At 63.5% G+C, this 13,685-nt stretch carries 13 protein-coding genes and 1 pseudogene; 12 read left to right on the top strand and 2 right to left on the bottom strand.

The features are described from left to right. The first annotated feature begins 170 nt into the window (after positions 1-170). From BN3266_RS03960 to BN3266_RS03935, 6 genes are all read left to right on the top strand, one after another. Positions 171-500, top strand: coding sequence for a hypothetical protein (locus BN3266_RS03960; RefSeq protein ID WP_021658682.1), 330 nt, complete (start codon positions 171-173; stop codon positions 498-500). An 87-nt stretch (positions 501-587) separates the two neighbouring features. Continuing rightward, positions 588-2,795 (top strand): SF1B family DNA helicase RecD2, encoded by a 2,208-nt coding sequence (gene recD2, locus BN3266_RS03955; protein WP_059004563.1) that lies wholly within the window; start codon positions 588-590, stop codon positions 2,793-2,795. Further along, positions 2,792-3,502, top strand: coding sequence for a ComF family protein (locus BN3266_RS03950; RefSeq protein WP_154668969.1), 711 nt, complete (start codon positions 2,792-2,794; stop codon positions 3,500-3,502). Before recD2 ends, BN3266_RS03950 begins: the two co-directional genes overlap by 4 nt. Beyond that, complete coding sequence (locus tag BN3266_RS03945; protein ID WP_021658679.1) at positions 3,489-4,499, top strand: rod shape-determining protein; 1,011 nt, start codon at positions 3,489-3,491, stop codon at positions 4,497-4,499. The genes BN3266_RS03950 and BN3266_RS03945 overlap by 14 nt, the downstream gene beginning before the upstream one ends. Before the next feature lie 205 nt (positions 4,500-4,704). Beyond that, positions 4,705-4,887 carry a ferritin family protein gene (locus BN3266_RS03940; RefSeq protein WP_021661495.1) on the top strand — a complete coding sequence of 61 codons (183 nt, stop codon included), beginning with the start codon at positions 4,705-4,707 and terminating at the stop codon, positions 4,885-4,887. Between the two features lie 26 nt (positions 4,888-4,913). Continuing rightward, positions 4,914-5,225: a spore coat protein gene (locus tag BN3266_RS03935; protein WP_075109674.1), complete on the top strand. Its 312-nt coding sequence runs from the start codon at positions 4,914-4,916 to the stop codon at positions 5,223-5,225. Between the two features lie 714 nt (positions 5,226-5,939). On the opposite strand, the gene BN3266_RS03930 is transcribed toward BN3266_RS03935, so the two are convergent. Further along, positions 5,940-6,782 carry a mechanosensitive ion channel family protein gene (locus BN3266_RS03930; protein ID WP_059003965.1) on the bottom strand — a complete coding sequence of 281 codons (843 nt, stop codon included), beginning with the start codon at positions 6,780-6,782 and terminating at the stop codon, positions 5,940-5,942. A 262-nt stretch (positions 6,783-7,044) separates the two neighbouring features. On the opposite strand from BN3266_RS03930, the gene BN3266_RS03925 reads away from it, so the two are divergent. Next, on the top strand, positions 7,045-7,398 hold the full coding sequence (locus tag BN3266_RS03925) for an OadG family protein (RefSeq protein WP_021661490.1): 354 nt from the start codon (positions 7,045-7,047) through the stop codon (positions 7,396-7,398). Positions 7,399-7,431: 33 nt separating this feature from the next. After that, entirely contained in the window at positions 7,432-8,598 is a 1,167-nt protein-coding gene (locus BN3266_RS03920; protein WP_059003963.1) for a sodium ion-translocating decarboxylase subunit beta, read from the top strand. Between the two features lie 98 nt (positions 8,599-8,696). Here BN3266_RS03920 and BN3266_RS03915 read toward each other — a convergent pair whose 3' ends face one another. Next, positions 8,697-8,942, bottom strand: a complete 246-nt coding sequence (locus BN3266_RS03915; RefSeq protein WP_059003961.1) for a hypothetical protein — start codon at positions 8,940-8,942, stop codon at positions 8,697-8,699. A gap of 286 nt (positions 8,943-9,228) precedes the next feature. On the opposite strand from BN3266_RS03915, the gene BN3266_RS03910 reads away from it, so the two are divergent. The 4 genes and pseudogenes from BN3266_RS03910 to BN3266_RS14510 form a co-directional block, all read left to right on the top strand. Continuing rightward, positions 9,229-11,604 carry an ATP-dependent helicase gene (locus BN3266_RS03910; RefSeq protein ID WP_059003959.1) on the top strand — a complete coding sequence of 792 codons (2,376 nt, stop codon included), beginning with the start codon at positions 9,229-9,231 and terminating at the stop codon, positions 11,602-11,604. Between the two features lie 13 nt (positions 11,605-11,617). Next, on the top strand, positions 11,618-12,280 hold the full coding sequence (locus tag BN3266_RS03905; RefSeq protein WP_021661485.1) for a dTMP kinase: 663 nt from the start codon (positions 11,618-11,620) through the stop codon (positions 12,278-12,280). A gap of 23 nt (positions 12,281-12,303) precedes the next feature. Further along, the gene (locus BN3266_RS03900) at positions 12,304-13,194 is read left to right on the top strand and encodes a DUF2156 domain-containing protein (RefSeq protein WP_059003957.1); all 891 of its coding nucleotides are present in this window, start codon (positions 12,304-12,306) and stop codon (positions 13,192-13,194) included. After that, positions 13,194-13,556, top strand: a pseudogene (locus BN3266_RS14510) (GNAT family N-acetyltransferase); the annotation flags it as partial. The gene BN3266_RS03900 and the pseudogene BN3266_RS14510, both read left to right, overlap by 1 nt. Positions 13,557-13,685 lie beyond the last annotated feature (129 nt).

The following is a 13,685-nucleotide window of genomic DNA, read 5'->3' as shown; positions in this document are numbered from 1 at the left end:
GACAGATGAGGGGGAGCTGCCTGCGCCCAAACGGCGGTTTTTCGCCCCCTTCGGGGAAGGGAGGGCCGCTGCCGCCCCAGCACTTTTTCCCCGCTTTTCCCACAAAAAGGGGGCGGGAGGGGCACCTTTTGCCCCTCCTTCCCATACACTGGCGCAAGAGGTGATTGAGTATGGAATTCGTCGCAAAACTCCTGCTGGTGGTGCTGGCGGCCGTGGGGCTGGCCGAGTGCGTGGGCCTGCTGGGCGACCTGATCGACCGCCGCCGCAAGCTGCCCCTCTACCTGATCGCGCCCCTCCCCGCCCGGCCGGGCGACTGTGAGAACGCCCTGCGCAGCCTTCGCCGCACGGTGGAGCGCAGCACCTTTGCCTGCAAGCTGGTCCTCACCAGCCCCGGCGAGCTCACCGAGGAGCAGCGGGAGATCCTCGGCTTTTTCTACGGCAGCGAGGACTTCCCCGAGGTCTGGGAGACATTCGACCCCCGCCAACTGGGTTTGCATTGAGAGGGCAGTTGGGGTATACTGGTACACGGAATACAGGACGTATCGGCCGCCAGAAGGCGGCCCTTTTTGAAGGGGGAAGGGGACAAGGTGGAACGCGCAGAGCAGCTCATCCAGCTCGCCGGCACGGTGGAGGGGGTGGTCTTTCGCAACCGGGAAAACGGCTGGTCGGTGGTGGACATCTCCTGCGAGGGCGAACTGATCACCGCCGTGGGCGAGTTCTCCGAACTCAGCGAGGGGGAGGAGGTGGAGCTCACCGGCGTCTTTGTCAACCACCCCACCTTCGGCCGCCAGTTCAAGGCCAGCCTCTGCACCACCAAACTCCCCGCCACCGCCGGGGCCATCCTCAAGTACCTGGCCTCCGGGGCCATCAAGGGCATCGGCCCGGTGACGGCCCGCCGCATCGTCGACCGCTTCGGCAGCCGCACCTTCGAGGTCATCGAAAAGGACCCCGACGCCCTGGCGCAGGTGCAGGGCATCTCCCTGAAAAAGGCGGAGGACATCCATCTGGAGTACCAGCGGGTCTTCGGCATCCGCTCCCTGCTGGCCTTTATGGCCCAGTACGGCTTTTCCGCCGCCGAGGCCATCAAGGTGTGGAAGTTCTGGGGCCCCCAGGCGCAGGAGCTGCTCTGCGAAAACCCCTACCGCCTCTGCCTCTCCTTCATCGGCATCTCCTTTGACCGGGCGGACGCCATGGCCATCCAGCTGGGCCTCTCCCCCGAATCGGGGGAGAGGGTGCAGGCCGCCGCCGCCCACGTGCTCCGCCACAACACCCAAAACGGCCACACCTGCCTGCCGCGGGAGAAGTTGGCCGCCGTCACCGCCAGCTACATCGGCCTGCCCCCCGAGCGGGTGGACTTTGAAATCGGCGAGATGCTGGAGCGGGAGAACCTGGTGGAATACACCGGGGACGAGCGGCCCATGATCTTTTTGCCCGACTACTACCGGGCCGAGGGCTACATCGCCACCCGGCTGCAGATGCTCATCTCCTTCATGCCCGACAACGGCACCCAGTGGGACCGGCAGATCGCGGCCCAGGAGAAGGCGCTGGGCATCGTCTACGCCGACACCCAGAGGGAGGCCATCGCCCAGGCGCTGCGCCAGGGGTTCGTGGTCCTCACCGGCGGGCCCGGCACCGGCAAGACCACCACCATCAACGGGATGATCGAGCTCTTCGAGAAGGACGGCCGCAAGGTCGCCCTCTGCGCCCCCACCGGCCGCGCCGCCAAGCGGATGAGCGCCGTCACCGGGCGGGAGGCCAAGACCATCCACCGCCTGTTGGAGGCGGGGTACCAGAAGGACGGCACCCTGGCCTTCACCAAGAACGAGGAGGATCTGCTGGACTGCGACGTCCTCATCCTCGACGAGGTGTCGATGGTGGACGTCCTCCTCTTCGAGGCGCTGCTGCGGGCGATCAAGCTCAACTGCAAGCTGGTGCTGGTGGGGGACTACGACCAGCTGCCCTCGGTGGGGGCGGGCAACCTGCTCAAAGACATCATCGACTCCGGCTTTTTCCCGGTGGTGCGGCTCTCCCACATCTTTCGCCAGGCCGCCCAGAGCGCCATCGTCACCTCGGCCCACGAGATCTTGGAGGGGCAGGTGCCCGACCTGGCCCAGCGGGACAAGGACTTTTTCTTCCTCCCCGCAAGGGACAAGCCCTCCGGCCTGGCCCTCATCCGCGACCTGGTCACCACCCGGCTGCCAAAGGCCTACGGCCTCTCTCCCGCCGACATCCAGGTGCTCTCCCCGGGCCGCCGGGGGGCCGCCGGGGTGCAACAGCAAAACCGCATCCTCCGGGAGGCGGTCAACCCCGCCCACGGCCAGTCCGAGATCGGCTATATGGGGATGAGCTTTCGCCAGGGGGACAAGGTGATGCAGACGCGCAACAACTACGACATCGTCACCACCCAGGAGGAGACCGGCGAGAAGGGGACCGGGGTCTTCAACGGCGACATGGGGCAGATCGAGGAGATCGACCGCCAAAACGGCCTCATCCACATCCGCTACGAGGACAAGCGCGCCGCCTACACCCCCGACATGCTGGGGGAGATCGAGCACGCCTATGCCGTCACCGTCCACAAGAGCCAGGGGAGCGAGTTCGACGCGGTCATCCTCTCCCTGTTGGAGCCCAACCCCAAGCTCTACTTCCGCAACCTCCTCTACACCGCCGTCACCCGGGCCAAACAGCTGCTGGTGATCGTGGGCAGCCGCCGCGCCGTGGAGATGATGGTGGAGAACAACCGCAAGACCCTGCGCTACAGCGGGCTGGGCTCCTTTCTGCGGGACATCCTCGGGTGAGGGCCCTTGCGGCGGCCCTCCGCCTGCTCTACCCCCGGGTCTGCCCCTTCTGCGGCGACGCCATCCCCCTGGGACAGCGGGTCTGTCCAAAATGCACGTTGCAAAGCCACCGCATATCGGATACAATAAACCGTAAGGGCGTGTTGGAGGCGCAGGGGGAGACCCTGCTCTACGCCGAGGGGGCGATCGCCCCCTTCTGGTACCAGGGGCCGGTCCGCCGGGCCATCACCGCCTACAAGTTCTCCGCCCGACTGGGGGCGGCCGAGGTGCTGGCGGCCCACATGGCCGACACCTGCCGCGCCGTCCTCCCCCTGGAGGAGATCGAGGGGGTCGTCTGCGTGCCGGGCCGCCCCCGCCAGCGGCGGGAACGGGGGTTTGGCCACAGCGAACTGCTGGCCCAGCACCTGGCCCGAGAGTTGGACATCCCCTATTTGAAGGGGGCGCTGGTCAAGCTGTTCGACACCCCCTACCAGCACCGGCTGGGCCTCCCGGCCCGCAGGGAGAACCTGCTGGGCGCCTTTGAGGTGGCCGACCGGGCGGCGGTGCGGGGCAAGACCCTCCTCCTCTGCGACGACATCGTCACCACCGGCGGCACTGCCGCCGAGTGCGCCAAGATGCTGCGGGTCAGGGGCTGTGAACGGGTGTATTTCTGCGCGGCGGCAGCCGCAGGTAAGGAAAGGAATAGGGAAGCAAATGGCAAATTATGATATTGGCTTTGACCTGGGGACCACCTCCATCATCATCTATGTGGTGGGCAAGGGGATCGTGGTCAAAGAGCCGTCGGTCATCGCCGTCAACCAAAAGACCGGCGAGGTGCTGGCCATCGGCGAAAAGGCGCAGGAGATGGCGGGCAAGACCCCGGCCCACATCGTCGCCAAGCGCCCGCTTGAAAACGGCGTCATCTCCGACATCGACATGACCGAAGAGGTGGTCAAGTACTTCATCCGCAAGGTCAGTTCCTCCTACGTGGTCAAGCCCAAGGTGGCCATCTGCGTCCCCTCCTCGGTGACCAACGTCGAGTCGCGGGCCGCGGTCAACGCCGCCCTCTCGGCCGGGGCCCGCAAGATCTTCCTGGTGGAGGAGCCCATCGCCGCGGCCCTGGGCTCGGGCATCGACATCTCCAAGCCCCGGGGGCGGATGGTGGTGGACGTGGGCGGCGGCACCGCCGATATCGCCGTCATCTCCCTCAACGACGTGGTGCTCTCCACCTCGGTCAAGTGCGCCGGCACCCAGTTTGACGAAAAGATCATCAACTACGTCCGCCTCAACCGCAAGGTGCTCATCGGCGAGCGGACCGCCGAGCGGGTCAAAAAGGAGATCGGCGCGGTGATGGAGGGGGTCCTCCCCGAGACCGAGATGGAGGTCAAGGGCCGCAGCCTGGAGACCGGCCTGCCGGTGAAGATCACCGTCAGCTCCTCCGAACTCACCGCCACCCTCAACGAGTTTGCCATGAGCATGGTCACCACCATCAAGGGCATCCTCGAAAAGACCCCGCCCGAACTGGTGGGCGACATCTGGGAGGACGGCATCATGCTCACCGGCGGCGGCAGCCTCATCAAGGGCCTGCCCGAGCTCATCTCCAAAGAGACCGGGGTGCGCTGCTACGTGTCGGAGACCCCCATCGACTGCGTGGCCATCGGCACCGGCATGGCCCTGGATTTGATGGAAGATGGGTACAGCATCAACTACGACAGGGACTATTGATTGCGCTTTATACAATTTGTAGTTGCATTTTGGCGGATTTTATCAAAAAAATAGATTTTTTCAAAAGAAAAAAGCGGATGGACTTCCATCCGCTTTTTTGCATCTTCCCCGCCGGACTGCGCAAACTGATAGGGAAGAAGCGGCCGCCGCGGCTGCAGGGACTGCGACGGCTGTTTTTTCCAAGCAAAAAAAGGGGGAATGACCGGTGGAGAACATTACAGAGAAAGAGCTGTCCGGCATTGAGGACAGCCTGACCATGGAGCAAAACCTCATTGCCAAGTACCAGATGTACGCCTCGATCTGCGCCGACCCGCAGGTGAAGAGCAAGTGCGAGCAGATGGCCGCCAAGCACCAGAACCACTTTGACAAACTGCTCTCCTGCCTGTAAGGCAGATGGGGAAAGGGGAACGGAAGATGAACAACATGATGGATGACAAGTCGATTTTGACCGACATGCTGAGCTCGCAAAAACAGATCACCGGCATCTACAACACCTTTGCCGACGAGTGCGCCACCAAGCAGATGAAGGGCGTGATGATGGACATCCTCGCCGAGGAGCACCAGATCCAGATGGAGGTCTTCGAGGAGATGCAGAAGCGGGGCTGGTACCAGACCCCCGCCGCCCAGGCCGACAAGGTCAACCAGGCCAAGCAGAAGTTCACCAAGGAAAACGCCCAGTGCAACGCCGAGTGCGAGCACGAAATCAAAATCGACACCGCCCGCTAAAGCCGCCCGCACCGCAGAAGAGCTGCCGCCGAGAGAATCGGCGGCAGCTCTTTTTGGGCTCAGAAGGCAAGGAGGCGGAGAGGTCTGTTGTCGCACCCGCGAGGGGGGCGACTAGCTTCGACGAGACTGACCGCTGTGTCTGCCCAATTTCAATCCACGCACCCACATGAGGTGCGACCCAGATAGCCATACTGGTCGGCGCACCAAGATACATTTCAACCCACGCCCCCGCACAGGGTGCGACCCAGCCCAGCGGTCTTTTCAAACCCCATCTCTTATTTCAACCCACGCCCCCGCACGGGGTGCGACGCAGTCTGTACATAAGATATTAACCTCCTTGTTTATTTCAACCCACGCCCCCGCACGGGGTGCGACAGCAAACTTGTATAAAAGCGAATACCTGTTTTCCCCTTTACTATATCTTTTGTACAGACCCTTGTCAATCATCTCGCAATTTCTTTTGCCGCCCATCCTCTTTCTCCATTTTCTCCCTATTTTGTCAGTGCGAGCCTGCCGGGAAATCCCTGTGCGTTTGCCATTCGCACTGCCTTGAACGCAGATCCCTTCTCTCTGTTTTCTCCAAAAGGCCATTGCTTGCAAGGGCTCGCGTTGGCGGGGGAAGTGCAGCGGCGGAAATGGCCCTCTGTCTGGGGCGACAAAAAGCCGCCCCGGCGCTGTCCAGCGCGTCAAGGCGGCCATAAAAAGCGGCTCTTTTTATTTGACCAGCGTCACGTCCAAATGGGGGTAGGCGATGGGGATGCCCTCCCTGTCAAAGGTGCGCTTGATCTCCTCGAGCAGGTCGTATTTCAGGGGGAAGACCTTCGCCGGTTCGGTCCAGACCCGCACGGCGATCTCCAGGGCGCTGTCCCCGAACTCCGACAACCGGATCAGGGGGGCGGGCTCCTTGTAGCTGTCCGGGTGGGCGTAGACGATCCCCTTGAGCAGCTCGATGGCCCGCTCAAAGTCGGCCTCGTAGGGGATGGGGACCACCAAGTCCAGGCGGCGGCTCTCCTCGCTGGAGGCGTTGATGATTTTGGAGCTGGTCACCTGGCCGTTGGGGATGTAGATGCCCCGGTTGTCGATGGTCAGCAGCTTGGTGTAGACCACCCCGATCTCCAGCACCGTGCCCGAGGTGCCGTCGAGATCGACAAAGTCCCCCACCCCAAAGGGCTTGGTGATGAGGATCTGCAGCCCCCCGGCCACATCGGTCAGGCTGTCCTTCACCGCCAGGGAGACGGCGATGCCGGCCACGCTGAAGATGGCCAAAAAGCTCGACAGTTCGATGCCCAGGGAGCTGCCGGCGGTGAAGAGCACCAGGAACCAGAGGACGATTTTGAGGACAGAGGAGAAAAACTTGTAGGCGCTGGGGGAGAGGTTGCGGCGCACGACCACCCGGTCCACCAGCCGCAGGATCACCTTGATGGCGATATAGCCCACCAGCAGGATGAGGGCGGCTTTGGCCAGCGAGGGCAGCATACTCAAAAACCAGTTCCAGACCCCCTCCAGGGTGAGGCCCTGGGGGATTTCCGGCAGATTGACGGCGGAAGATGTGTCCATAGCGGGGTCCCTCCTAACACAGACGGTTTTGACGATTTCACCCTATCACATTTTGCGCAAAAAGGCAATCGCCGCCCTGCCCGGCGGAAAGGGGGGAGGGGAGTTGGACGAGTTTGACAAAACAAAGACAACTTCTCCGTTAAAAAATCGGCAGTCATTTGTTAAAAAATTATTCACTCCGAATTGAAATAGACGGGCCCTTGGGGTATAATGTATTCGATTGGAATTTTCACAAAATGAATATAGAAAAGGAGATCGCGATATGGACTTTGCAATTCTGGTCACCATTACCGGCATGGTCGTGGTTTTTGCGGCCCTCATCTTTTTGACCTTCTGCATCTGGCTGATGGGCAAACTGTTGAGCAGCTTCACCAAGCCGAAGCAGCCCGCCGCCCCCAAAACCGAGGCCAAGCCCGCCGCTCCCGCCCCCAAGGCGCCCGCTCCGGTGGCAAACGCCACCGCCGGCATCCCGGGCGAGGTCGTGGCAGCCATTTCCGCCGCAGTTGCCAGCATGATGGGCGGCAAGCCCTTTGCCGTGCGCAGCATCAAGCGCAAAAAGCAGACCCGTCCCGCCTGGGGCGCCGCCGGCATTGTGGAAAACACCCGCCCCTTCTAAATCCCGTAACCGAAACAGAAAGGAAATGAAGCCATGATTCAACAAGCTTTGGACGCCATTGGCGGCATCCTCACGTCGTCCGGCTTTGCCAACTGCAGTTGGCAGAACCTGGTCATGATCGCCATTGCCTGTGTGCTGATCTATCTGGCCATCGGCCGCGGGTTCGAGCCGCTGCTGCTGCTCCCCATCGCCTTCGGCATGCTGCTTGCCAACATCCCGGTCGCCAACCTCAACTCCTACGCGGCCCCCTACATAGACCCAGTGACCGGCAAGGAGATGGCCGGCAGCCTGATCTACTACCTCTATCAGGGCGTGAAACTGGGCATCTATCCGCCGCTCATCTTCCTGGGCATCGGCTGTATGACCGACTTTGGTCCCCTCATCGCCAACCCCAAGAGCTTCCTGCTGGGCGCTGCCGCCCAGGGCGGTATCTTCTTCACCTTCATCGGCGCCACCATGCTGGGCTTTACCCCGCAGGAGGCCGGCTCCATCGGCATCATCGGCGGCGCGGACGGCCCGACCGCCATCTTCGTCACCAGTAAGCTGGCCCCCGACCTGTTGGGCGCCATCGCCATTGCGGCCTACTCCTACATGGCCCTGGTCCCCATCATCCAGCCGCCCATCATGAAGCTGCTCACCACCAAGAAAGAGCGCGCGGTGGTGATGGAGACCCTGCGGCCGGTCTCGAAGATCGAGAAGATCGTCTTCCCCATCATGGTCACCCTCATCGTCTCCTTCCTGGTGCCGGATGCCGCCCCGCTGGTCGGCATGCTGATGCTGGGCAACCTGATGCGGGAGAGCGGCGTGGTCGAGCGCCTCTCCAAGACCGCCCAGAACGAGCTGATGAACATCATCACCATCTTCCTGGGGGTCACCGTCGGCGCCACCGCCACGGCCGAGCGGTTCCTCGACCCCAAGACCCTCAAGATCATCGCCCTGGGCCTCATCGCCTTCTGTGTCGGCACCGCCTGCGGCGTGCTGCTGGGCAAGCTGATGTACGTCCTGAGCAAGGGCAAGATCAACCCCCTCATCGGCTCGGCCGGTGTCTCGGCTGTGCCCATGGCCGCCCGCGTCTCCCAGAAGGTCGGCCAGAAAGAGAACCCCGCCAACTTCCTGCTGATGCACGCCATGGGCCCCAACGTGGCCGGCGTCATCGGTTCGGCGGTCGCGGCCGGTGTCCTCATCAACATCTGCAAATAGCCATTTCGCGGCGATCTCCCCTGCACTTAAAAGAGCGCCCGAAGCCTTGTGCTTCGGGCGCTCTTTCTCTCTGTGCCGCCGCCTGAAAGGGGGGGCCTTTACCGCATGGACACCGCCACCAGGGCCACCCCCAGGGCAAACAGCCCGCACAGGTAAAAGACCACCACCAAAAAGGTCTTTTTCTCCTTCACGGCGCGCCACCCGGCCACAAAGCTGATGACGCTCAACAGCCCCAAGATCACCGGCATCCACAGGTCCATGGCCAGCACCTGCGCCAGGCAGAGGGCGGAGAGGACCAGCACCAACACCGCCAAGATCAGCTGTACGAGACTTTCCTTTTTCACGGTGAAACACATCCTTTTCGGCCGGCGGCAGCCCCGGGGAGAGAGACGACAAGCCGCCCTTTTTTTCTATTATACGACCAATTTCGCCATCTGTCCACGCCGCCGAAAGGAGAGAGTCAGCATCCAATTTGCGGGCCGAAAATCGGCGCTTTTTCTTTTATTGGATGGGGAGATGTGGTACAATAGGGAAGAAAACGCGGTCCCCCCTTGGCGGCGGCCGCCCCGCGCCCCGCCCCTTTCCGGCGGCGCCGGCGCGCCCTCCCATCACACCCGCAAGGAGATTTTTATGACAGACTACCAGTCCCAATTTTTGACCCTGCGCAAGCAGTATATCGACTACCGCTTTCGGGGCCTCAACGAGATGCAGAAGAAGGCCGCCCTCACCACCGAGGGCCCCATCCTGATCCTAGCCGGCGCCGGCAGCGGCAAGACCACCGTGCTGGTCAACCGGGTGGCCAACCTGGTGGCCTTCGGCCAGGCCTACCACAGCGACAAGGTCTACGGCACCCCCACCGAGGAGGACATCCTCAACCTGGAGAGCGCCATCCAAAACGGGGACGAGATCCCCGCCGAGACCTTCCGCAAGCTCTCGGTGAACGCCCCCCGGCCCTGGAACATCCTCGCCATCACCTTTACCAACAAGGCCGCCGGCGAGCTCAAAGACCGGCTGATCGCCATGATCGGGGAGGAGGCCAGCGACATCCAGGCCAGCACCTTCCACTCGGCCTGTGTGCGGATCCTGCGCCGGGGCATCGACCGGCTGGGCTTTACCTCCAACTTCACCATCTACGACCAGGACGACGCCCTGCGGCTGCTCAAGACCATCTTGAAGGAGATGCAGGTCGACGACAAGATGTTCCCCCCCAAGGCGATGCTGCACAACCTGGGCCGCCTCAAGGACAGCATGGTGGACTGGGAGGAGTACGCCGCGCAGGAGCACCCCGACTACAAGCTCCGCGTCACCGCCCAGGTGTACAAGCGCTACCAGGACGCCCTCAAGCGGGCCAACGCCGTGGACTTTGACGACATCATCTACCACACGGTGCGGCTGTTCCAGCAAAACCCCGACGTGCTGGAGTACTACCAGCAGCGCTACCGCTACATACTGGTGGACGAGTACCAGGACACCAACCGGGTGCAGTTTGAGCTGGTGAGCATGCTGGCCAGGGGGCACCAAAACCTCTGCGTGGTGGGGGACGACGACCAGTCCATCTACAAGTTCCGGGGCGCCACCATCGAGAACATCCTCAACTTTGAGGGCACCTTCCCCGGGGCCGAGGTGATCCGGCTGGAGCAGAACTACCGCTCCACCCAGAACATCCTCGACGCGGCCAACAGCGTCATCGCCAACAACACCGCCCGCAAGGGCAAAAACCTCTGGACCGACAAGGGCGATGGCGCCAAAATCGTCGACTACACCGCCCGGGACGAGTTCGGCGAGGCCGAGTTCATCGGCGACACGGTGGTGAAAAACGTCTCCGAGGGGCGATACCGCTACGGCGACCACGCCATCCTCTACCGGATGAACGCCCAGTCCAACGCCATTGAAAAATATTTCGCCAGGGCGGGGGTACCCTATAAAATAATCGGCGGCCTGCGCTTTTACGACCGCAAGGAGATCCGGGACCTGGTGGCCTATCTGAGCGTCCTCAACAACCCCTCCGACGCCATCCGCCTCAAGCGGATCATCAACGAGCCCAAGCGGGGCATCGGCGAGGCCACCGTGGCCAAGGCCGAGCAGATCGCCGCCGGGCTGGGCCTCAGCCTCTACGAGGTGCTGCGGGAGGCGGAGAGCTACCCCGCCCTCTCCGGCAAAAAAAAGGCCATCGCCGCCTTTACCCAGGTGATGGACGGGCTGATTGCCGCCAGGGAGAGCGAGAAGATGTCGGAGCTGACCCTGCGTCTGCTGGAGGAGACCGGCTACGCCGCCTCCCTGCGGGCCCAGGGCTTTGAGGGGGAGACCCGGCTGGAAAACATCGAGGAGTTCGTCTCCAACGTGGTCCGCTACGAGCAGACCGCCGAGGAGCCCAGCTTGCAGGAGTTTTTGGAGGAGATCGCCCTCATCACCGACATCGACAACTTCGACCGGGAGGCCGACAGCGTGGTGCTGATGACCATGCACGCCGCCAAAGGGCTGGAGTTCCCCAACGTCTTCATCGCCGGGATGGAGGACGGCATCTTCCCCGGGCGGCAGTCCCTCTACTCCCCCGAGGAGCTGGAGGAGGAGCGCCGGCTGTGCTATGTGGGCATCACCCGCGCCAAGGAGAACCTCTACCTGCTGCACACCCGGCAGCGGATGCTCTTCGGCCAGACCCAGCGCAACCAGCCCAGCCGTTTTTTGCAGGAGATCCCCGAGGAGTATGTGGAGCACGAGGGGGCGGAGGAACTGCCCACCGGCCTCTTCGGCGGGGGCGCCGCCAAACAGGTGGGCCACTTCCGGGCCCAGAACAACCTGGGGCTGGGGGGGCAGACCGGCCGCCCCGCCGCGGCCGGGGGCGGCAATACCTATCAGACCGACGACCTGGTCTCCCACAAGGTGTTCGGCCGGGGGCGGGTGCTGCGCACCACCCCCATGGGGGGCGACACCCTGCTGGAGATCGCCTTTGAGGGCGCCGGGGTGAAGAAGATCATGGCGAATTTCGCCAAATTGGAAAAACTGTGAGGAGGTCTTGCCGGTGAGCGGCAAACTGTTTGTCATCGAAGGGCTCGACGGCAGCGGCAAGGGCACCCAGACGGAGCTTTTGACCCGGCGGCTGCAGGGGGAGGGGCGGGCGGTGAGAAAGCTCTCCTTCCCCCGGTACGGGGACCCGGCCGCCGGGGCCCTGACCGAGTACCTGCACGGCAGCTACGGCCAAAAGCCGGAGGACGTCAACGCCTACGCCGCCTCCACCTTTTTCGCCGTGGACCGCTACGCCAGCTTTCGCCAGGACTGGCGGGCGGCCTATCTGGCCGGGAGCTTGATCCTCTGCGACCGCTACACCACCTCCAACGCCGTCCACCAGACGGCCAAGCTCCCGCGGGGGGAGTGGGACGGCTTTCTCGACTGGCTCTACGACTTTGAGTTCGGCAAGTTGGGCATCCCCCGCCCGGCGGCGGTCTTCTACCTGGACATGCCGCCCGAGGCCTCGCAGAAGCTGATGGACAAGCGCTACGCCGCCAGCGGCGAGAAGGACATCCACGAACAGGACCTGGCCTACCTCAACCACTGCCGCCAGGCCGCCCTCTACTGCTGCCAAAAGCTGGGGTGGACGGTCATCGACTGCGCCCGGGGGGGCGTTCCCCGCCCGGTGGAGGAGATCGGCGAAGAGCTGCGCGGCGCGGTCGAGGCCGCCCTGTAACAAAAAAAGGAGTTAAAAATTGTATGTTGTCATTTAAAACGCCGGAGATCGAAGACCGAAAATGGGTCCAGCCCCTGCTGGACCAGAGCCAGTACACCAGCGATGAGTACACCTTCAGCAACATGTTCATGTGGTGGGAGGGGTACGGCATCCAGTTCACCGAGTACGAGGGGATGTTTCTCGCCCGCAGTGTGGAGGGGGAGACGGTCAACTACATGTTCCCCGCCGGCGCGGTGGACGTGGGGGTGTGGTATGCGGCCTGCAAGGCCGACGCCGACGCCCTCGGCAAACAGCTGACCATCGGCGGCGCGGGCCCCAAACAGGCGGCGCTGCTCACCGGCCATTTCGGCGACCGGGTGCGGTTGGAGTACAACCGGGACTTCTACGACTACGTCTACTTACAGGAGAAGTTGGCCACCCTTTCGGGGAAAAAGTACCATTCCAAGCGCAACCACATCTCCTACTTCGAGCAAAATTACAACTGGCGTTTTGAGATCATCGACGAGGACAACATGGCCGACTGCCTGGCCATGAACGAGGAGTGGTGCCGCCAGAACGGCTGCACCCAGAGCGAGAGCCTGCAGATCGAGTACTGCGCGGTGAAAAAGGCCTTTGCCCACTGGGACGAGCTGGGTCTCTTCGGCGGGCTGATCCGGGTGGACGACCGGGTGGTGGCTTACAGCTTCGGCCACGCCCTCAACGACACCATGGTGGACGTGCACGTGGAGAAGGCCTTCTCCGACTACCGGGGGGCCTACCCCATCATCAACCGGGAGTTCGCCCGCAACCTCTGCGGGGGCTACACCTACATCAACCGGGAGGAGGACCTGGGCGAGGAGGGGCTGCGCAAGGCCAAGCTCTCCTACCACCCCGAGTGCATGGTGGAGAAGTTCATCGCCCGGGTGGCGGACTGATGCTCCGCCTGGCAGGGCCGGGGGACTTCGCGTCCCTCTGTGCGATCTGGCGGGCGGGCTTTGGCGACGGGGAGGAGTACGTCCGCCTCTTTTGGCAAAATTGGCGGGAGAGCTGCCGCCCCTACCTCTGGCAGGACGAGGCGGGCCCCGCCGCCGCCCTCTTCCTGCTGCCGGTGGAGTACCGCCGGGGCGGTGAGCGGGTCCCCCTCTGGTACCTCTACGCGGCGGCCACCCTGCCCCAGCGGCAGGGGGAGGGGATTATGTCCCGGATGCTGGAGGAGGTCTACCGCCGGGAGACCGGCGGGCGGGCGGGCATCGCCCTGGTGCCGGGGGAGCCCTCCCTCTTCTCCTTCTACGGGGCCCGCGGCTACCGGGAGTGGGGCGGTCTGCGGCGGCTGACGGTGGCGCGGGGCGAGTGCCCGGGCCCCCCCCACCCCCCCCCCCCCCCCGCCCCGCCGCCCCCCGCTGGGGGAGGCCCCGCGCCCCCGTTC

The sequence above is a fragment of the Bittarella massiliensis (ex Durand et al. 2017) genome, from assembly GCF_001486165.1.
Taxonomy (GTDB): Bacteria; Bacillota; Clostridia; order Oscillospirales; family Ruminococcaceae; genus Bittarella; species Bittarella massiliensis.
Note: the sequence above shows the minus strand (reverse complement) of the source record. Positions and strands in the feature narration are given on the sequence as shown.

What these genes read in the sequence shown, in the direction of transcription:
- BN3266_RS03960 (WP_021658682.1), top strand. Translation starts at nt 171, where the DNA reads ATGGAATTCGTCGCAAAACTCCTGCTGGTGGTGCTGGCGGCCGTGGGG.
- BN3266_RS03945 (WP_021658679.1), top strand. Translation starts at nt 3,489, where the DNA reads ATGGCAAATTATGATATTGGCTTTGACCTGGGGACCACCTCCATCATC.
- BN3266_RS03935 (WP_075109674.1), top strand. Translation starts at nt 4,914, where the DNA reads ATGAACAACATGATGGATGACAAGTCGATTTTGACCGACATGCTGAGC.
- BN3266_RS03930 (WP_059003965.1), bottom strand. Translation starts at nt 6,782, where the DNA reads ATGGACACATCTTCCGCCGTCAATCTGCCGGAAATCCCCCAGGGCCTC.
- BN3266_RS03925 (WP_021661490.1), top strand. Translation starts at nt 7,045, where the DNA reads ATGGACTTTGCAATTCTGGTCACCATTACCGGCATGGTCGTGGTTTTT.
- BN3266_RS03920 (WP_059003963.1), top strand. Translation starts at nt 7,432, where the DNA reads ATGATTCAACAAGCTTTGGACGCCATTGGCGGCATCCTCACGTCGTCC.
- BN3266_RS03910 (WP_059003959.1), top strand. Translation starts at nt 9,229, where the DNA reads ATGACAGACTACCAGTCCCAATTTTTGACCCTGCGCAAGCAGTATATC.
- BN3266_RS03900 (WP_059003957.1), top strand. Translation starts at nt 12,304, where the DNA reads ATGTTGTCATTTAAAACGCCGGAGATCGAAGACCGAAAATGGGTCCAG.